Below are 18,151 nucleotides of genomic sequence, written 5' to 3' on the forward strand. Positions count from 1 at the left end.
ACGAGCTTTGGGAAAATATAAATTAATCGCACTCGACATGGATGGGACCTTGTTAAACGAGGACAAAAAAATATCCGCCGAGAATCAAGCGGCAATTCGGGAAGCCTCTTCCCAAGGGAAAGTCGTTATTATGTCTACAGGTCGTGGAGCGATAAGTGCTATGCCTTTCATTAAGGAGCTTGGGCTTTCAACTCCACTAGTTGTGGTAAACGGCGGTGAAGTGTGGTCTTCACCAGATACTTTGCTGAAACGAACCTTAGTCCCCATTGAAACGATACGCGATTTGCATAAGCTAGCGGTGGAGAATGATTGCTGGTGGTGGGCGTATTCCGTACAAGGTGTGTTTAACCGTGAAAGTGAAGGGTTAGATATCAACCAGCATGAATGGCTAAAATTCGGCTTTTTCACAGACAATGCGGAGAAATTGCAACGCATTCGCGAAGTGGTGTCGAGTTGGGGGACCCTTGAAATCACCAATTCGCATCCGTCGAACTTAGAGCTGAATCCGCTCGGCATCACGAAAGCAAGTGGTGTTGAAGCGGTGTGTGACCTATTGGGTATTTCGATGTCCGAGGTTATTGCTATGGGTGACAGCGAAAATGATATTGCGATGATTCGTGAAGCAGGACTAGGCGTTGCCATGGGAAATGCGCAGGATGAAGTAAAGCGAATCGCCGATATCACGACGGTTACGAATAATGAGCATGCTGTCGCACAAGTCATTCGAACTTACATGCTTGCCTAGTTGAAAAGCCATGTACCACATTCACGCATGAGTGGAGGAAGTAACTGAGCATGATTACCTTAGGTTGGATTGTCGTTATTCTTTTATTTGTTGTCGGAATGGTGGGTGCCGTCTATCCGATTCTGCCTGGTGTGCTGGCCATTTATGCTGCCTTTTTCATCTACGGCTGGCTGATCAGCTGGGAGCCTTTCGGCTTCTGGTTCTGGTTGATACAGACCTTGACCGTCATTATTATTATTGTGGCGGACTATGCGGTTAGTGCGTTAGGGGTCAAAAAGTTCGGCGGCTCCAAGGCAGCAGTCGTGGGCAGCACCATTGGATTGATTATTGGCCCTTTCGTGATTCCAGCTTTCGGGATTATTCTAGGTCCATTCATTGGTGCCGTATTGGGTGAATTGATTGTCGGATCATCCTGGCAAAATGCAGTACGTACGGGAATTGGTTCTGTGCTTGGCTTTTTTGCTAGCTCTGTTGTCAAAGTTGTATTACAGCTTGCCATGATCATCATTTTCTTCCTCTGGGTCTTTTGAGGCATAAGAGGACGTATGAAAACTGTAAGAGAGAGAAGGAACGGACTTGACGAAGGTAACCAAAGATTCCCTTGTAAAAGGGACGCTCATTCTCACCGTGGCCGCGCTTATAGCGCGGTTTCTCGGCGTTTTCCAGCGAATACCGCTGGTTCATCTGCTTCATGAAGAAGGAATGGCCAGCTATGTCATTGCTTTTAATTTATATTCAATTCTGCTGGTTATTGCAACCGCAGGAATTCCCAGCGCATTAAGTAAAATGGTGGCTGAGAAACGTGCCATCGGTCGACCTCATGAAGCACAGCGTATCTATCGAGCTGCGATTTGGTTCGCGATTGTTGCAGGTGCAGCCATGACTGTGTTGCTGTATGTTTTCGCTCCGATTTATGCAGAAAACATTTCAAAGGGTGGTCCCGACGCGACGTTAGCTACGAGGGCGATCGCGCCAGCTATGCTTCTATTTCCGCTTATCGCGATTATGCGAGGGTATTTCCAAGGACGACAGAATATGATGCCAAATGGCATTTCACAAGTCGTGGAACAAATTTTTAGACTCATTATCTCAATTACACTGGCCTATTTCTTGCTCGATATCTCGCTAGGGTGGGGTGTAGCAGGGGCTTCTTTTGGAGGTGTGGTTGGAGGTGTAGCGGCACTAGCCGTTATGCTGTATTATGCTGTAAAGCTTAAGCGTGCTGATGCACAAGTACCTCAACCAGCTGTTTCACAAGCCGCGGCAGAGCAGACGGGAGCTGCTCGGTTAGATGATCATCCAGTGGAATTGATCCGTTACAGGGATATTTATCGCAGCTTATTGAGGCTCTCGATACCCATAGTCGTATTCTCCGTGACGGTTACGCTAGTGTATCTTATTGATACATCCATGATCATTCCACTCTTGCAAGATGCTATCGGCACTAGTGAAGCCTCACGATTAGTAGGTATTTTGGGCGGACGTGCGCAATCGCTCGCGGGGATTCCTATTATTTTGGCCATAGCCTTGAGTCAATCTGTTGTACCTATAATTTCAGCCGCGTATTCACGGAAAGACTTGAAGCAAGTTGGACAGCAGACGACACGTGTGCTTCAGCTCGCTATTCTTTCGGGTCTTCCTGCGGTACTCATGATCACCATTGCGGCTAGACCGCTTGATTTCTTCCTATTTGGCCTAGAGGATTCAACTTACGGAATTGCACATGGACCTGCGATGATTTCCTTGCTGACAGCAGGTGCGATGTTCCAGATCGTGATGCAGACCTCAGGGGCCGTTCTCATGGGAATGGGACGGATGAAGCCACTAATGGCTCATGTAGGTGTCGGCATCGCAATCAAGCTGCTTGGCAGCTTCGTGCTAGGGCAATGGTACGGTATTTACGGTATCATTATCTCAACAGGGCTATGTTTTATTGCGATGTCTTGGCTTAATATCCGCTCCCTCCGTAAGGAGGTATCGTTCACAATTCTGGGACGCCGTTTCGGCGGGCTTATCGTAACGATCATTGTTATCGGTGGTCTCGGCTTTGCGGCGGAATGGCTAACTCACACCTATGTGCTGCCATCACCGTGGTTCCGTTTGAATCAAGGCATCCAAGCCGTGTTGATTTGCGGATTTACAGTGGCCTTGTACCCTGTCATGCTTATGATAACGCGAGTGGTGACGAAGGATGATGTGAAAAGCTTTCCATCACCTGTACAGAAGCTGATCGCGAAAGCGAGTCGCGTGTTGAAGCGTTCTTAGGTAATAACGGCCTCAGGGGATGAATTTCTTTATCGCTTGAGCGCTAACGACAGCTAATTCAATCTTGCTCAATCCAAGACACATATCTTGTGTCAAGTCGTAAGCAACCGGAACGGAAATGGATCGCATATGCTTTAGCGGTTCCTCCACACGGGTAAACCAATCCCCTCGTTCTACCGGCGCTAGTGGCCTATCAGGCCACGCTGAGCGAAGAGGTGGACTATAGAACGGAGCTGCACCTTTCTTAAGGCTGTAGCCATCGAGCCTCTCCTGATATTTAAGATCAGGAGGGGTTTTTCGTATGGGCGCGAATAGATGCGGCCAGTAATCTGAGCGTGACCCCGAATGGGGAGTTGTCGAAGCGAAAGCAAGGACACCGTGTAACACGCTTGGCACTCCAAAGAGGATTGCATACAAGGCTTTGCCAAATTCAATGCGTTCAGTGAGATTCTTGAAATTCTCAAGAATAAGGCCAGCAAGATGTGGTTGAGGTGGTGGTGCATCCGCCTTGTTGGATCGAAAGGGGAATCCAACTTGATTAAGCTGCAGCCAAGCTTGTGTTTTGAACAGCGGCGTGTCTAATACGGTTTGTCGATATATAGGATTCTGAACAATACGATCTTCAACGTAACTTTGCTCATTGACAATTAGCCCTAGGGTTAGAAGGGCAGTATCTTGGAATTTCCAGAAATCCTGCCAGATCGGGAGCATCCAAGCGGATATTTGCAAATGAGGGAGAAGATGGAATAAACTGACTTTCCTCCGTTTGCTTTCAACATAGAGTAGCATTTGCGGATATGCATCTTGGAAGATAAGGGCGTTCGCGCGTTCCAGAAAGGAAAATAAGTGATCTGTAGCTCTATTGCTCATCAAGTGAGGCAGCAGTTCCCCGCGTAAATCCGTCATGCACCAGCCCCCATTGCGGGATACCATATGAGCTAACAACGCCCAATGCAGCTCAGGAAAGTCGCGATAGCACGCCCAATACGCTTGTGTACGAGTAACATTATTCCGATTATCCGATTGGGTTTTGGCGATGATCTGTTGAAGAATTCGTAGTTCCAGAGCGGTAGGGGATGGGGGAGTTACGCCTCCTTGCTGCAAAGCTAGCTGTTGATCAAGCTCCTTTTCTACTCTTGCAATCGCAGCGGGGGAGATATCGATTCGCAAAGGCAATTCGTGAACTTGATCCGAAGAGCTTGTTAGCTTAGCAGCTTGCTGTTTAACAAGTTGAACAATAGCGCCCGGGAGTCCCCTGATTTTATAATAAAATCCCTTATCGTCCTCGGTTTCGGGTGGAAGATTTAGTCGCATATTTGCCTCCTTACTAGAGCGAAATCCATCTTTCTATTATTTGCATGTTAGCTTAGAGGTATGTCAAAAGGATACGATTAATGTTTAGAGAGCGAAAATGATCGCTTATCGACTGTTTGTCTATATAAATGTGGAGAAGTACTATGACTAATATCCAATTTAAGGAAAAGATTTGCACACAGATCCCGAGATTACTACACCACAGATCATTTCGGTACCTACCATTAAGATTACAACTTAGGGAAATGCAAAAAACATCTTACAGGCGGATGCCATGTAAGATGTTTTTCGTTAGTCCAACTCTTCATGCGATGGCTGTGCCACGGCACTAGTTTTGGGGAGCCGTCCCGAACGGAGGAGCGCTTCTCGGAGTAAGTATTCAATGTGTCCGTTAACACTTCGGAACTCATCCTCAGCCCACTGCTCTAATGCTTGGTGCAACTTTGGATCAAGTCGAAGCGGGAAATTTTTCTTGGGAGCCATACCATGGTCCCGTTAGTACAACGATCCGGTATTAATGACCGGAGTCGCTGAACGATCAGATACAATCGCAACTAGGAGATTGTTGATCATGGCAGCTTTACGCTCCTCGTCAAGCTGCAAACCCTTGGCCTCCAATTGTTCGACAGCCATTTGAACCATGCCAACGGCGCCTTCTACAATAATGGAGCGTACTGATAAAATCGCTGAGGCTTGTTGACGCTGTAGCATGGCGCTGGCAATTTCGGTGGAGTAGGCCAGGTGAGTCAGACGGGACTCAATCACCTCAACACCTGCAACGGAAAGACGATGTTGAAGCTCCATGCTGAGCTCAGCCGCAACCTCATCAGCATTTCCTCTTAACGAATAGCCTTCCGTTTCGTAGCGGTCATAGGGATACTTGCTAGCAACATGACGAAGGGCAGTCTCACTTTGAATTTCAACGAATTTCTCATAACTGTCTACATCGAACAAGGCTTTGTACGTATCAACGACTTTAAACACGACTACAGCAGCAATTTCAATCGGATTCCCATCGATATCATTAACTTTTAATTTAACACTGTTAAAATTGCGAACCCGCAGCGAAATCTTCTTGCGTGAAGAAAAGGGAACCACGAACCAGAGTCCACTCTTGCGAATCGTGCCTAGATAGCTCCCGAAAAAAGTAATGACCGAGGCTTGATTCGGCTGAACGACAGTAATTGTCGTCAGGGAGATGATGCCAATTAAGATCAAAATAAAACCAATCAAAATGCTCTCTTGCGTGAAACTGTAAATGCCTAGCCCGAGAGCGGCGAAAAATAAGAGTAAGCCAATAAAGCCATTGAATGACCATACGTTAGTTTCTTTCATAGATGTAAAGCCTCCCTAATACACATATTATTTTGATATTTATATGATATCACTTTTTACTTTAATTGTAAAATGAAGATGACCGGAACATACCAAAGAACAGGAGCAAATCTTGACACCGATTTTCTCACATGATATAAGATAGTAAATTCCATAAGTGATGAGGTGTCCCTATGCGTAAAGTATCAACTGAGCAACAATTCCAAGAGCAAATTTCACAATCCGGCGTGACCATTGCCATTTTCAAAACGACATGGTGTAAGGATTGTCATTATATTGATCCTTTTATGCCTGCAGTGGAGCAAGCCTACGAAGGCCGACTTACCTTCATTGAATTGGATCGCGATGAATTCCCTGATCTGTGTGAACAATTGAACATCTTAGGTATCCCGAGTTTCATTGCTTTCCGGAATGGCCAAGAGTTGGTTCGTTTTGTCAGCAAGCTGCGTAAAACACGTGAGGAAATCGAGCAATTCCTTGATCGTGCCATTGAAGTCTCAAACGCGTTAACTTCATAAGAAGGAGTAAGGCGTAAATGACTCCAGTTGGAGTAAACATACGATGACACCGACGTCGGATCATATCCGATGTCGGTGTTTTTTTGATGACGCTAATGTAACAAGAGTGATGTACTGATGATATGTAATCAGGCGCGAAATCGCCCCTTTTACACTTCTCAGCCTATCTCGGAATAAATGCGTCCATATTACACACACTATAATGTTTTTTCCAAGTGTTGGGCGCGCTAATGCGAGTAGCCAACATATCGATTCCCTGTGGTTTCGGAGCTTTGTAACAATTGCGAATGGAAATGCCTTCATATTACAGCTATAATTGAAAGCGGAACAACAGTATTCGACAAGATCCTTAGTAGATATGACATAAAGTAGGTGCAATCATGCAAAAATGGATCCAAAGATTAGCTAATTTATCCGCCATCGGCATGTTCCTTATTCTTGCTATGGGTGCCTTAGTAACTAAGGCTGACGCAGGTCGAGGCTGTGGAGATGAGTGGCCATTGTGTCATGGTAAATTCATACCGGCACATACCATTTCTTCTTTTATTGAGTACAGTCACCGCTTGGTTGTTGGTGTTGTAACGCTCATTCTTGTAGCAACATTCTACTTAGTTTTTCGCTATGTGAAACGTAGAGATGCAAAATTCTTTATTACAGCAACTGTGGTGATGACGCTGATTCAAGCAGCTATGGGTGCTTTGGCCGTTGTTTGGCCGCAATCTTCTCTTGTCTTGGCACTTCATTTCGGATTATCCTTACTTGCTTTTGCTTTTTCCTTACTGCTAGCACTTGTGTTTACCCCATGGGGACAATTTGTGCGGACAACGCCGATTCATACAAGCTTTAAAGTGATCGTCTGGTTTACGGCTATTTACAGTTATGTCGTTGTTTATCTAGGTGCATTCGTGCGTCATACCGTTTCTTCTGGTGGGTGCTCGGGCTGGCCGTTGTGTAATGGCGAAGTCATTCCAGAGCTCAGCGGTGCTACAGGAATTGTATTTACGCATCGAATTGCTGCCTTGCTGCTATTTGTTTGTATTTTATTTCTATATCTGCAAGCACGACGCCATTATCAGCATACGGACAAGCTTTGGTTTGGGAGTAAATGGGCCCTTATTCTCGTTTCTCTTCAAGTGATTAGCGGTGCTGTGGTAACCTGGTCACTAGGGAATGAAGTCGCGTATTTATTTACTGGTATGATTCATGCCATTATTGTGGCTTGTATGTTTGGATTCTTATGTTATTTATGTGTACTCACGCTATATGATCGCAAAGCCTAGCAGCAAAATGCGGCAAACAAGGCCTTCTAACGGAAGGCCATTTCCTTTTTCATCCTGGATGAATGATTAAATATTACTTAGGTAAAGGTGGAAGTTCCCATGGTACCAACAAATTTACGAGCGTTTCTAGAGATTTTACGCGGCGAAAATGAATTGATTGAAATATCCGCTCCCGTAGATCCAAATCTTGAGCTTGCGGAAATACATCGCCGTGTCATCGATGAGCAAGGTCCTGCTTTACTGTTCACGAATGTAAAAGGCAGTGCATTCCCTGTCGTGACGAATTTGTTCGGCACAACAAGACGAGTGGATCTGGCTTTCGGTCCGAAGCCGGAGCAATTCATGAAAGCGGTTATCAACGCAACGAGCACGTTGATGCCACCTACGCCTAAAGCGCTGTGGGGCGAAAGAGGTCTCATCCTCGACCTGATGAAAGTCGGGACGAAGAAGATCCAACCGAATCAAGCGCCGATTCTCGGCGGCTTGAAGCAGGAGAACCCCCTCGCAGGACTGCCTGTCCTGACGAGCTGGCAAGAAGACGGCGGCCCGTTCGTCACGCTGCCGCTTGTTTACACCGAGCATCCAGACGGCGGTCATCATAACCTGGGCATGTATCGCATGCAGGTGTATGATGACTTCACGACCGGGATGCACTGGCAAATCCACAAAGGCGGCGGCTTCCACTACCACGAAGCCGAGAAGCGCAACCAGGCGCTGCCCGTCACCGTGTTCCTGGGCGGCCCGCCCGCGCTCATCGCCTCGGCGATTGCGCCGGTGCCCGAGCACTTGCCCGAGCTGATGCTCGCTTCGCTCATCCTCGGGCAGAAGCTGCCCATGGTGGAGAATCCCCATGGGGGGCACCGCCTCGTGGCCGAGGCGGAGTTCGCGATATGCGGCTCCGTTCCGCCGCATCTTAGACGCCCCGAAGGTCCATTCGGCGACCACTTCGGGTATTACTCGCTCACCCATGATTTCCCCGTTTTCAACGTGAATCATGTGTGGCACCGCAAAGACGCGATCTATCCGGCGACGATCGTTGGCAAACCCCGCCAAGAGGATTACTTCCTTGGCGAATTCCTGCAAAGACTGCTGGAGCCCGCGTTCCCGATGGCGATGCCAGGGGTGAAAGACCTGTGGACGTATGCCGAGACCGGATTCCACCCGCTCGCTGCCGCTGTCGTCCGCGAAAGCTACAGCCGTGAGGCGCTCGGTACAGCGTTCCGGATCCTCGGTGAGGGTCAGCTATCCCTCACGAAGTTCTTGATCGTGACGGACCGTCCGACGACCTTAGCGAACTTCTCGCAGCTGTTAGAAACCGTATTGGAACGTTTCGATCCGGCACGCGATCTATTTATTTTTAATAAAACATCACACGATACATTGGATTATACCGGTGGTCAGCTCAACCACGGCTCGAAAGCCGTACTGCTTGGCACAGGCGATCCTGTACGCGAGCTGCCAAGGGCATACACCGAAGGTGAACTGCCAGAGATCCATGATATCGCCGTGTATTGCGGCGGCTGCCTGCTCGTCTCTGGCGCTTCCTATGCAGCTGAGCCTGAGCTGCCACAGCGTCTGCTTGCGAATGCTGCTGACCGATTGAAGCAGTGGCCTTTGGTCATCCTAGTCGATGATGCCAGCGGTATCGCGAATGACCAAACGAAATTCTTATGGACGGTGTTCACACGTTTTAACCCTGCAAGTGACATGTACGCGCAGTCTAGTGTGAATCGTCATCATATTGCCTATGAAGTTCCGATTGTCATTGACGCTCGGATGAAGCCGGGTTACCCAGATGAGCTTTTCCCTCGAGAAGACATCGTAGAACTCGTTGACCGCAGATGGAAGGAATACTTCGCGTGATGAGCGCGGGACGATTTCGAAACCTCTATCCGCATATGGGATTTGTTCTTGTATACCTGCTTTGGGGAATTAATTTGGCTTCTCTCAAAATTGGGGGCAGAGAATGGGACAGTCTAGTCTTCAATGGTCTACGCTTCGCGAGTATGATTCCAATCCTGTGGGTCTATACTTACTTCTATTATCGTTCTCGTTCGCTTCGCTTCCAAATTGCGGGTCGTGATCTGCTGCTCATCTGTGGGCTGGGGATACTCAATGCCGTAGGGATGGAAGCTCTGCTGCAATATGCTTTACAGTTTTCCAACGCTGCGAATGGTGCCGTGCTTGGACGAGGTTTCATGCCTGTCATCACGGTGCTCATTGCTGTCATTGCTGGGCAAGTGAAGATTACTTGGAGAATCCTAGTAGGGATACCCTTAGCGCTCGGCAGTGTGATCCTCATTGTCTCGGGGGGAGCCGAAGGCTTTCACTTGGGTAGTGAGACGTTTCGAGGCGATATCCTACTCCTTATGCGCAGTTTCATGGGGGCTATCTATCTCATTGGGATGAATCGATTAGTCGTGAAATACCCACTTCCAATTCTCATTTCCCTTGAAATGACAGCGGGAGCCTTATCTTTATTGCCGTTCGTTTTATTGCGTGCGGATGGTGCATACTTCGCAGCGATTTCACAGGCTGGATGGATTAGCTTAATCTATACTTCGCTTTTGGCAACTGCTGTTGGATTCTCTCTGCATAATTGGAGTTTAGCTAAGCTAGGACCTTTCAAATCATCGGCTTACGGCTACTTGCTCCCTGTGACGGCTGCACTTGGAGGGTTCATTTTCCTAGGAGAGTCGATCTCGTTAAGCCAGTATCTGGGGGGCGCAGGTGTGTTGGCCGCGATGTATTTTGTGCAGCGTGATCGTACAGCAGGAGCCAAGCGATCAGCTATTCCTGCCCCTGCGGCCACAACGTTATCGAAGTAACAAGATGATCTGATCATGATAATAGGAAGGTGATCTTATGCTTCGTGTATTATTTAATGAGCCGGAACGTATCGACAGCGGACTCCTGCTGGAAGCTGGCGATGCAGTAAGAGCCTATATGAAACAGATCGAAACGGAACAGAGTCACCTCTCTACGGTGCGTTCGATCTTTCATCGGCAAGCGATATGGAGCAAAGGATTTATCGATGCACTAGATGAGCTTGAACAGAGCAAATATTGCTGCGAGCGATATGGCGAGCGTATAGTTAAAGGTTTTTTGGAGGAAATGACCCCCCAAGAAACAGAGGATTATCAGCGGTTTGTTTATTTCTACAAAAATGCGTTCATCCGTCTATTTTCTATTTTGGATAAATTAGGTACCTTCATGAATGACCTCTTCGAGTTGAAGACCGAGACCGTGAAATCGCGATTTTCGTATTTCACTGTGCTCCGTCACATGCATGAGAAGCATATTCATGGCTCTTTAGAGTTGCAACTTTATACCCTCAAAATGACCTATAAAGCGCCGTTAGAACGTCTCCGTAATCTGCGTAATATGGAGATGCATTATATTAATGCTGAGATGTTGGACGATCTTATGCAGAAAGAGCCGATGCTCGGTGAACGCATTCATATTGAGGATGTGAAGATGAATTTGTCCGATTTGCAGCAGGGATTTGACATGGTATGCCGAACCTTAACAATAGCATTTACTTACATTACGGCATATGTGACAAAGGGGTAGGGGACCATGCCATTAACAGGTCGAACAGTGCTGGTGACAGGCAGTGCCAAGGGTTTGGGCAAAATGACGGCATTAACCTTAGCCAAGAAGGGCTGCCAGGTCGCTGTTAATTATGTAACAAGCGAGAAGGAAGCTGTTGAACTTGTTCAGCAATTGACGGACATGGGTGTTCGCAGCATTGCCGTTCAAGGGGATGTAGCCAACCGTGAGGATAATATCCGGATGGTGGAAGAAACGGTCTCAAAGCTGGGATCGATTGATATACTTGTGAATAATGCGGGGCCATTTGTTCGGGAACGGCGCTTTTTCGCTGATTATCATATGGATGAAATTGATTATTTAATGCGAGGGAATCTCCTAGGCGTGATGGCGTTAGATCATCTTGTACTGCCTATGATGAGAGAGAAGCGATGGGGGCGTATCATCCATTTCGGCTTTGGGAAAGCGGCTGAAGCGAGGGGTTGGACGCACAGGGCTGCTTATGCGGCTGCTAAGGTAGGGTTAGTCTCTTTCACCAAAACATTAGCCGAGGAAGAAGCCGCGCATGGCATTACGGTGAATATGATTTGTCCGGGCGATATTCGGGGGAAGAACAAAGAACGCACCATGGAAGAAGCGCGCTTAGAAGTGGATGGAGAGACGCCTGTGGGTAGACCTGGAACAGGGGAGGATGTCGCGCGTGTCATTGATTTCCTTTGCTCGCCCAACTCGGATTTCATCACTGGCAATATTATGGATATCTCCGGTGCGTTGGACCCTATTCAGCCTATACCTGTGATCAAACAACGCAAGTCAGAATAGAACATCATCCCATACAGCAAAAAGAGCTTACCCTAGAGGTAAGCTCTTTCTTATGATATAGTCGTAATTAGAATACCTGTACGACTTCTGTTATGCCTTCTACCTCTTCAACCAATGCGCGCTCAATACCAGCCTTCAATGTGATTGTTGAGCTCGGGCAGCTACCGCAGGCACCCATAAGTTTAAGTTTTACGATTCCGTCTTCCACATCAACTAGATCGACGTCACCGCCATCGCGTTGTAGGAAAGGACGAAGTTTATCTAAAACCTCAAGAACTTCATCGTAAATCGCTTCTTTGGTTTTTTCTGTCATTTGATTCATCTCCTTTCTTTATCTATTATAGTACAATACGCTTTAAATGAAAATGGTTTGGGGTTTGAAACTATCAGCATGGGGTGGAATTTTTAAATGCGACCAATTATAGAATTTTGTGCCAGCAATATGCACACAGGAACAGATAAAGTCATGAAAGAACTCGAAGAAAATCCCGAATTTGATGTCATGGAATATGGTTGTCTTGGCAACTGTGGCCAGTGCTACATGGAGCCTTACGCGCTCGTCAACGGCGAAATCATTGCAGCTGAAAGCGCAGAGAGCCTCCATATTCGCATTTTAGATAAAATCAAAGAGATTGAGGCCATGTACGATTTGCTAAGTGAATAATCGGATATCCTGATGCTAACCAAAGTGGCGTTTGGATTTCCATAGCACGCCGCTTTTCAACATACGAGCAATTTTTCCTGTCATTAACGTACGTTTACCCATTATGCCGAAGCCGCTCTTTTTACCAAGTGAACCAAGCGTGCCTCTAAGCTTGATTTTGCCAAGCTTAGGCGTATCGCCTTTCCAAATTGCTTGTATCGCTTCTGCAATTTGCTTACCCTGCGCTTGTGCGGCTTGAGCGCTTGGTGAGAAAGGTAATGACGCACAGTCACCAACGACGAAAACTTCTTCGAAGTCCGGGATTTGGTGGTATTCATTTAACAGAATACGTCCTTGACGATCTTTTGGTACATTCAAAGCTTCGACAATAGGCGTTGGTTGTATACCAGCTGTCCAAATCGTCGCATCTGTACGGATAATTTCATCTTGATTGTATAAATCTCCGCCATCTAATCGAACTAGGGATACTTGAGTACGCAATTCGATATGATGTTCGATCATCCATTCACGCACATACTGCTGCAGATTCGTAGGGAAAGCGGAGAGAAGACTTGGACCACGATCGATTAATCGGATATTCAAGTCAGGGCGGCTTTCACGAAGCTCGGACGCCATTTCTACACCGCTAAGTCCGCCACCAATAATGGACACTTGTCCATATGGATTGATGTTGTTTATTTTCTGATACGTTGCACGCGTTTGAGCAAGTGTTTGGATGCTAGAAGAGAACTCCTGAGCACCCACGATGCCATGATAACTATCCACACAACCCAGTCCAATGACTAACCAGTCATAGGAAATGGGTTCTTTGTCGTGGAAGTTGATTTGTTTCGTGCCAAGATCAACACCAGAAACTTCTCCGTACACGAGCTGTAATCGAGAATCATCTGGATAGGCAACACGAATATGCGTTTCTGCAATGGTGCCTGAAGCGAGTGCATAGTATTCGGTTTTGAGCCCTTGAAATGGACTGCGATCAATCATTATAAGTTCTGTGTCGTCTGGTAAATCCTTTTCCAGCAAATTTAAAGCTATGGTCAGACCACCATAGCCTCCTCCGAGAATGACAAACTTTTTCATAGCCAACCAATATCCCTTCTGAACGATGATCTATTCTCTATTATCTCTCATACACTTTGATTTCATTATAAAAGGTGTCACGTTCTACCGCGACGCGGCCTGAACCTTGAATGAGCCAAACGAGCTCGTCACGTGTTAAGCCCTCAGGTGAAAGTGCACCGGCTGCATGTGAAATTTTCTCTTTCACGATCGTGCCGTGTGCATCAGAGGCGCCGAAGGTGAAGGATAGTTGTGTAAGCTTCGTGCCAATATTAATAAAATAAGCCTTAATGTGCGGGAAATTATCCAGCATTAAGCGGCTAATCGCAATGGTTTTGAGCTCATCCCAAGCCGGAACGCGTCGTTTGAGACCTGCATTCTTGCTTGCTGGTTGAACAGAATTCGGGATGAAGACGAGGAAACCGCCTGTTTCGTCCTGCAGCTCGCGCAGCAACATCATATGGCGAATACGTTCTTCTTTTGTTTCAATCGAACCATATAGCATGGTCGCATGTGTTTTCATCCCAAGCAAATGTGCTTGGCGATGAACATCCAACCATTCTTCTGTGGATGCTTTTTCTACTTTCATTTTGGCACGGTAACGTTCAGTCAGAATTTCTGCACCGCCACCAGGCAGTGTGGAAAGTCCAGCATCCATTAATGTTTTCAGCACATCACGGTAGCTTAAGCCACTGATGCGGGAGAAAAATTCGATTTCAGCAGCGGTATGGGCTTTAATCGTAACGTCCGGATAAGCCTGTTTCAATTGACGAATGCAATCGACATAATACTCAAAAGGTAGATGAGGGTTATGTCCTTGACTTATATGGAATTCTTTAATTTCAGGATTGAAATTTTCAGCAATGTAATCCAACATCTGACTTGGCGTCAGTGTGTAAGCACCTTCTTCACCTTCGTCGCGGCGGAAATGACAAAAAGAACAATGCTCCTCGCATACATTCGTGAAATATAAGCTCATGTTTTGTACAAAATACACCTTGTTTCCATTCAATCGTGTATTCACTTTATTAGCTAATTGACCAATGGTTAAAAGATCGTCGGATTCATATAAGAATAGTCCATCTTCCATGGTCAGACGTTCGCCGTTCTCAACTTTGTCAGCAATCTCAGCCATCCGTTTGAGCGGATCAATAGTCGTAATACTCATGATCACATGCCTCCTATGAAAATAAAATAAACCGCATAATGAAACGACGCAGCCAGAAGCTAGAACCCGGTGCGTTAAGTGGTGTGAGTAGCTCGCGTACCTGTCAACCAGTTCGGTTAAGGAATTCACACCTAGATTTATAACGATACAAGCTTTCAATCCCTTTTATTATAAACCTCCTACTTGGGAGGGGCAACATCCGAACGTTGAAGATAAATCGACAATCTTATCCATGACCTATATTATTTCGGTGAAATTGGCGAAATGTTATTCCCAATATTAACAAATTCCTGTATACTATTGCAATGTGATTACGTAAGGGCTAAAGGTGATAATAATCGTGCTACCATTATTCGTGACCGAACCGCAGGAACGACTTCATATCAAAATTGAGCAGCTTCGAGGCCAAATGGTTAGTTTGGGAACCTCCTACGGTTTTCTTCATCCTGATGTGCAGAAATGCAGTCGAGATCTAGATCAGCTGCTTTTGCAGTATTATGCCACAAGACGTCCTAAACAGTGAACAGCTGCCCTTGAGCATCGGATGGATTAGGAGTATACTTGAAGCAAGCACTTCGTATACCAATGCCAGGTTTCCTTCATATGTAAGGAAAAACCAAGGAGGGATTTCCATTATGATTAACATTAGTGAATCAGCAAGTGATAAAATTAAAGAGCTTTTGGCTGCTGAAGAATCTACAAAGCTATTCTTACGCCTTGGCGTGAAAGCTGGCGGTTGCAGCGGCTTTTCTTATGGAATGGGCTTTGATGACGATCAGAAGTCTGACGATAAAGAATTTACTATTCACGGCGTGAAAGTCGTTGTAGACGAAGAAAGCGCTAAGTACTTATACGGCGTCCAAATCGACTTCGAAGACAAAGGCATGGGCGGCGGCTTCACCATCAACAACCCGAATGCGGTAGCTTCCTGTGGTTGTGGATCATCCTTCAAACCAGCGGATTATGAAGGAACACCTGAACCTTGTGATGATAAGGTTGAGGCTTAATAACGGATGACGAACCTTCCAAGCTTGTGTAGATGTCCATACACAGCATTGGGAGGTTTTTGTTTGTGAAGAAACTGAAAAAAGTGGCTCAACAGTAGAAAAGTTTCGAGTATCTCGGGACGGATTGCTCCCTAGGTACCTATTAGTCCTAAAATTTCGAATTAATCTTGCTGTCAGCATCATAAATTTTAGTTAGAGTCCTAAAGAGCCCAACTAAACAGAACATGGCGAAGGATGTTCACAACATCCTGATTGACATTATTGAAAAAGAAGGCAAGTTGAGCCGCGAAGATGCTGAAGCGTATTTGAATAGCTTGCAAGAGCAAGGACGTTACCAACGCGACGTTTATTAATTAACATTAGAAGAGGGTGTCCCAAAGTCATGAAATGACTAAGGGGCACCCTCTTCCGTTTTTGCAAACCTCTTTTCGATCATTTTGATAGATAGTTACTAAAATTATGTTGTAACCGTTGTGTCAGAAGTTGGTACAAAGTTTACTATTTCTAGAACGATCGGAGATCCAGTTGGGATAGACTCTACTCCTGGAGGTACAGTAATCTCAAGACTTCCAACGCCTGTAGCACCAGGAGTATAATCTGAAATTTCCTGCATTTGTAACACGCCGTTAATGTAAACATTAAACATACTATTATCCGTTGCTAATACTGGGAGGGTAGTAGCAGCTGCACCGGCATCAGTGAAAAAATCAGCCGTATCAATCTCTAATGTTGCACTTGGCGCCGTTGGAGCAGTTGTTACATAGAAAAATCGTTGTGGCGTTGGAACCGTACTTATTGTGCTTGTTGCTGTAACTAGTAACTTCATAAGTTGAAGTGCCATGTTCAAAAACCTCCTCTTATAATGACATATACTTCCATATCAATATATTCGAGAGAGTATGAAGAGGCAGGGTGAAACTTCCCGTTTATATATCTATTTATATACTAACTTCGTGGTAAATCCAACCGATTCAATAATAATAGGAGTTCCTTCATAAATATGTTGTCCTGTTGCAACAAGCGTTATTGCATTGGGACTCATACGGTACATCTCGCCTTCTTGCAATACAGCATTGATATAAAGGTTGAAATAACCTTCTTGACCGAAATCGGAAAATTCGTTGATGGTTTCGCCGCTATCATCGACAAACTGACTTGAAAAAATAACGTTCTCGTCAGTTAAATTAATATCATAGGGGGTAACAAAAAAATATCTTTTTACAATAGGTCTAATGCTAATTGAAGGAAGCGTGGGATAATCGTAAGAACATTCTATGTTTATTTGTGTTACTACATATCGGGTCTTAGATGCTTTATTATTTTTTCTACAGATTGTTCTTCTCCTCTTAGGGCACCTTTTTTTTGTGTGTTTAGCACAGTTACGGCTTGGTTTCCTAATTTTGGGCATGTAGGTCACCTCCCCCTACCACGTTTACATTGGATTAGTTTATGCTTCTTATTTAGTTGAAGTAATGGACAAGAACCCGACATATGTACATTTATTTCCCAAATCATTTTAATTAGTTATCGCCAACTGATTGTAGAAAATCTGATAAGACTAACTGTATATTATGGACATATCAAAACGAGGTAATTCGGATGAATATCCACGTAACCACCCTCTACTAGCCGTTTCTATCTACCAATTTATGGAATACTATATGATATACAGCAAGTAGGAAGGACTAGTTGTAGTTGATAGAAAGGAGGGGGTTATATGACAACTAGAAAGGATTTTATTGATCTCGTTGCACCGATTGCTGTGAAGCTTCGCCTAGAAGGCTCGCCGATTTTCCCATCTGTTCGTATTGCACAAGCCATACTGGAAACTGGCGGCAAAATAAAGGCATGGAATAACTTGGTTGGGTATAAGGTTGGAAATGGCGTGCTAACGCCATACTGGCAGGGTGATCGTGTGTCTGTAAGTACGTGGGAAATTATCAATGGGGAACGTTCGTCAAATGTAGCGGGAGATTTCCGAGCATACGCCTCGATCGAGGATGGGTTTCGAGATCAAGATTTGTTATTTCAAACTGCGCGTTACTCGGCAGTTCGGTCAGCTAGTAGTCCACAAGCTCAAATGGCTGCCTTACAAAGCAGTGGATACGCGACTGACCCTGCCTATACAAATAAATTGAATCAGATCATGGTTTCTGAAGGGTTAACTTTCTTCGATGAGGAGGTCATACGGATGTTAGAAAAATTACAAGCACAAATGACAGAGTTAACTAATAGAGTGCATTCACTCGAGGAGCAGGCAGCTTTGACAGTCGTGCCAACGTGGGCGAAGTCTGCGATTGATGCAGCAGTAAAGGCAGGTTTGATCGACACTCCTGAGAAAGGGAGCTATGATTTTTATCGCTTATTAACAGTTTTGCATCGCAAAGGCATCATTTAGATGTGGATGAAATAAGGGTCCGAA

The 18,151-nt window shown here is 45.6% G+C and carries 20 protein-coding genes and 1 pseudogene; 14 read left to right on the forward strand and 7 right to left on the reverse strand.

Annotated features, from left to right (window positions below):
- Positions 1-7 precede the first annotated feature (7 nt).
- Genes AC58QG_RS28330 through AC58QG_RS28340 form a run of 3 tightly spaced genes read left to right on the forward strand, consistent with a single transcriptional unit; the run spans position 8 to position 3,010 of the window.
- On the forward strand, positions 8-745 hold the full coding sequence (locus tag AC58QG_RS28330; protein WP_497365425.1) for a Cof-type HAD-IIB family hydrolase: 738 nt from the start codon (positions 8-10) through the stop codon (positions 743-745).
- Positions 746-795: 50 nt separating this feature from the next.
- Complete coding sequence (locus tag AC58QG_RS28335) at positions 796-1,275, forward strand: DUF456 domain-containing protein (RefSeq protein ID WP_497365426.1); 480 nt, start codon at positions 796-798, stop codon at positions 1,273-1,275.
- Positions 1,276-1,321: 46 nt separating this feature from the next.
- Positions 1,322-3,010 carry a putative polysaccharide biosynthesis protein gene (locus AC58QG_RS28340; protein WP_497365427.1) on the forward strand — a complete coding sequence of 563 codons (1,689 nt, stop codon included), beginning with the start codon at positions 1,322-1,324 and terminating at the stop codon, positions 3,008-3,010.
- 12 nt (positions 3,011-3,022) lie between these two features.
- Here AC58QG_RS28340 and AC58QG_RS28345 read toward each other — a convergent pair whose 3' ends face one another.
- Entirely contained in the window at positions 3,023-4,324 is a 1,302-nt protein-coding gene (locus AC58QG_RS28345; RefSeq protein WP_497365428.1) for a DUF2515 family protein, read from the reverse strand.
- Between the two features lie 495 nt (positions 4,325-4,819).
- Positions 4,820-5,659 (reverse strand): SPFH domain-containing protein, encoded by an 840-nt coding sequence (locus tag AC58QG_RS28350; RefSeq protein WP_497365429.1) that lies wholly within the window; start codon positions 5,657-5,659, stop codon positions 4,820-4,822.
- 173 nt (positions 5,660-5,832) lie between these two features.
- Between AC58QG_RS28350 and AC58QG_RS28355 the strand changes: the two genes are divergently transcribed.
- From AC58QG_RS28355 to AC58QG_RS28380, 6 genes are all read left to right on the forward strand, one after another.
- Entirely contained in the window at positions 5,833-6,177 is a 345-nt protein-coding gene (locus AC58QG_RS28355) for a thioredoxin family protein (protein ID WP_497365430.1), read from the forward strand.
- Positions 6,178-6,557: 380 nt separating this feature from the next.
- Entirely contained in the window at positions 6,558-7,457 is a 900-nt protein-coding gene (locus tag AC58QG_RS28360; protein ID WP_497365431.1) for a COX15/CtaA family protein, read from the forward strand.
- 99 nt (positions 7,458-7,556) lie between these two features.
- Positions 7,557-9,320: a UbiD family decarboxylase gene (locus tag AC58QG_RS28365; protein ID WP_497365432.1), complete on the forward strand. Its 1,764-nt coding sequence runs from the start codon at positions 7,557-7,559 to the stop codon at positions 9,318-9,320.
- Positions 9,299-10,285: a DMT family transporter gene (locus AC58QG_RS28370; protein WP_497365433.1), complete on the forward strand. Its 987-nt coding sequence runs from the start codon at positions 9,299-9,301 to the stop codon at positions 10,283-10,285. The genes AC58QG_RS28365 and AC58QG_RS28370 overlap by 22 nt, the downstream gene beginning before the upstream one ends.
- 37 nt (positions 10,286-10,322) lie before the next feature.
- A complete protein-coding gene (locus AC58QG_RS28375; protein ID WP_497365434.1) occupies positions 10,323-11,030 on the forward strand; it encodes a Cthe_2314 family HEPN domain-containing protein in 708 nt (235 codons plus the stop codon).
- A gap of 6 nt (positions 11,031-11,036) precedes the next feature.
- On the forward strand, positions 11,037-11,831 hold the full coding sequence (locus AC58QG_RS28380; protein ID WP_497365435.1) for an SDR family oxidoreductase: 795 nt from the start codon (positions 11,037-11,039) through the stop codon (positions 11,829-11,831).
- Between the two features lie 67 nt (positions 11,832-11,898).
- Here the strand turns inward: AC58QG_RS28380 and AC58QG_RS28385 are convergent, their stop codons facing one another.
- On the reverse strand, positions 11,899-12,144 hold the full coding sequence (locus AC58QG_RS28385) for a NifU family protein (RefSeq protein WP_028558591.1): 246 nt from the start codon (positions 12,142-12,144) through the stop codon (positions 11,899-11,901).
- 96 nt (positions 12,145-12,240) lie between these two features.
- Here AC58QG_RS28385 and AC58QG_RS28390 point away from each other — a divergent pair, with 96 nt between their 5' ends.
- Positions 12,241-12,495 (forward strand): YuzB family protein, encoded by a 255-nt coding sequence (locus AC58QG_RS28390; protein WP_497365436.1) that lies wholly within the window; start codon positions 12,241-12,243, stop codon positions 12,493-12,495.
- A gap of 15 nt (positions 12,496-12,510) precedes the next feature.
- Here AC58QG_RS28390 and AC58QG_RS28395 read toward each other — a convergent pair whose 3' ends face one another.
- Both AC58QG_RS28395 and mqnE read right to left on the reverse strand, forming a co-directional pair.
- On the reverse strand, positions 12,511-13,575 hold the full coding sequence (locus tag AC58QG_RS28395; RefSeq protein WP_497365548.1) for an NAD(P)/FAD-dependent oxidoreductase: 1,065 nt from the start codon (positions 13,573-13,575) through the stop codon (positions 12,511-12,513).
- A gap of 40 nt (positions 13,576-13,615) precedes the next feature.
- On the reverse strand, positions 13,616-14,722 hold the full coding sequence (gene mqnE, locus AC58QG_RS28400) for an aminofutalosine synthase MqnE (protein ID WP_497365437.1): 1,107 nt from the start codon (positions 14,720-14,722) through the stop codon (positions 13,616-13,618).
- Positions 14,723-15,062: 340 nt separating this feature from the next.
- Here mqnE and AC58QG_RS28405 point away from each other — a divergent pair, with 340 nt between their 5' ends.
- The 3 genes and pseudogenes from AC58QG_RS28405 to AC58QG_RS28415 all read left to right on the forward strand — a co-directional run.
- A complete protein-coding gene (locus tag AC58QG_RS28405) occupies positions 15,063-15,245 on the forward strand; it encodes an aspartyl-phosphate phosphatase Spo0E family protein (protein WP_497343157.1) in 183 nt (60 codons plus the stop codon).
- A 112-nt stretch (positions 15,246-15,357) separates the two neighbouring features.
- On the forward strand, positions 15,358-15,729 hold the full coding sequence (locus AC58QG_RS28410) for a HesB/IscA family protein (RefSeq protein WP_310502353.1): 372 nt from the start codon (positions 15,358-15,360) through the stop codon (positions 15,727-15,729).
- A 215-nt stretch (positions 15,730-15,944) separates the two neighbouring features.
- Positions 15,945-16,082: pseudogene (locus tag AC58QG_RS28415) on the forward strand (protein CysJ); the annotation flags it as partial.
- Between the two features lie 104 nt (positions 16,083-16,186).
- On the opposite strand, the gene AC58QG_RS28420 reads toward AC58QG_RS28415, so the two are convergent.
- Together AC58QG_RS28420 and AC58QG_RS28425 are read right to left on the reverse strand one after the other, a co-directional pair.
- Positions 16,187-16,570, reverse strand: coding sequence for a DUF4183 domain-containing protein (locus tag AC58QG_RS28420; RefSeq protein ID WP_497365438.1), 384 nt, complete (start codon positions 16,568-16,570; stop codon positions 16,187-16,189).
- A gap of 93 nt (positions 16,571-16,663) precedes the next feature.
- The gene (locus tag AC58QG_RS28425; protein WP_497365439.1) at positions 16,664-17,137 is read right to left on the reverse strand and encodes a DUF4183 domain-containing protein; all 474 of its coding nucleotides are present in this window, start codon (positions 17,135-17,137) and stop codon (positions 16,664-16,666) included.
- Between the two features lie 309 nt (positions 17,138-17,446).
- On the opposite strand from AC58QG_RS28425, the gene AC58QG_RS28430 reads away from it, so the two are divergent.
- Positions 17,447-18,127 carry a glycoside hydrolase family 73 protein gene (locus AC58QG_RS28430; RefSeq protein WP_497365440.1) on the forward strand — a complete coding sequence of 227 codons (681 nt, stop codon included), beginning with the start codon at positions 17,447-17,449 and terminating at the stop codon, positions 18,125-18,127.
- Positions 18,128-18,151: the final 24 nt, after the last annotated feature.

This window comes from Paenibacillus sp. J22P169 (assembly GCF_059691995.1).

Coding starts and splice junctions, on each gene's coding strand:
- AC58QG_RS28335 (WP_497365426.1), top strand. CDS start 796: ATGATTACCTTAGGTTGGATTGTCGTTATTCTTTTATTTGTTGTCGGA.
- AC58QG_RS28345 (WP_497365428.1), bottom strand. CDS start 4,324: ATGCGACTAAATCTTCCACCCGAAACCGAGGACGATAAGGGATTTTAT.
- AC58QG_RS28350 (WP_497365429.1), bottom strand. CDS start 5,659: ATGAAAGAAACTAACGTATGGTCATTCAATGGCTTTATTGGCTTACTC.
- AC58QG_RS28355 (WP_497365430.1), top strand. CDS start 5,833: ATGCGTAAAGTATCAACTGAGCAACAATTCCAAGAGCAAATTTCACAA.
- AC58QG_RS28360 (WP_497365431.1), top strand. CDS start 6,558: ATGCAAAAATGGATCCAAAGATTAGCTAATTTATCCGCCATCGGCATG.
- AC58QG_RS28365 (WP_497365432.1), top strand. CDS start 7,557: ATGGTACCAACAAATTTACGAGCGTTTCTAGAGATTTTACGCGGCGAA.
- AC58QG_RS28370 (WP_497365433.1), top strand. CDS start 9,299: ATGGAAGGAATACTTCGCGTGATGAGCGCGGGACGATTTCGAAACCTC.
- AC58QG_RS28375 (WP_497365434.1), top strand. CDS start 10,323: ATGCTTCGTGTATTATTTAATGAGCCGGAACGTATCGACAGCGGACTC.
- AC58QG_RS28380 (WP_497365435.1), top strand. CDS start 11,037: ATGCCATTAACAGGTCGAACAGTGCTGGTGACAGGCAGTGCCAAGGGT.
- AC58QG_RS28385 (WP_028558591.1), bottom strand. CDS start 12,144: ATGACAGAAAAAACCAAAGAAGCGATTTACGATGAAGTTCTTGAGGTT.
- AC58QG_RS28390 (WP_497365436.1), top strand. CDS start 12,241: ATGCGACCAATTATAGAATTTTGTGCCAGCAATATGCACACAGGAACA.
- AC58QG_RS28395 (WP_497365548.1), bottom strand. CDS start 13,575: ATGAAAAAGTTTGTCATTCTCGGAGGAGGCTATGGTGGTCTGACCATA.
- mqnE (WP_497365437.1), bottom strand. CDS start 14,722: ATGAGTATTACGACTATTGATCCGCTCAAACGGATGGCTGAGATTGCT.
- AC58QG_RS28410 (WP_310502353.1), top strand. CDS start 15,358: ATGATTAACATTAGTGAATCAGCAAGTGATAAAATTAAAGAGCTTTTG.
- AC58QG_RS28420 (WP_497365438.1), bottom strand. CDS start 16,570: ATGGCACTTCAACTTATGAAGTTACTAGTTACAGCAACAAGCACAATA.
- AC58QG_RS28425 (WP_497365439.1), bottom strand. CDS start 17,137: ATGCCCAAAATTAGGAAACCAAGCCGTAACTGTGCTAAACACACAAAA.
- AC58QG_RS28430 (WP_497365440.1), top strand. CDS start 17,447: ATGACAACTAGAAAGGATTTTATTGATCTCGTTGCACCGATTGCTGTG.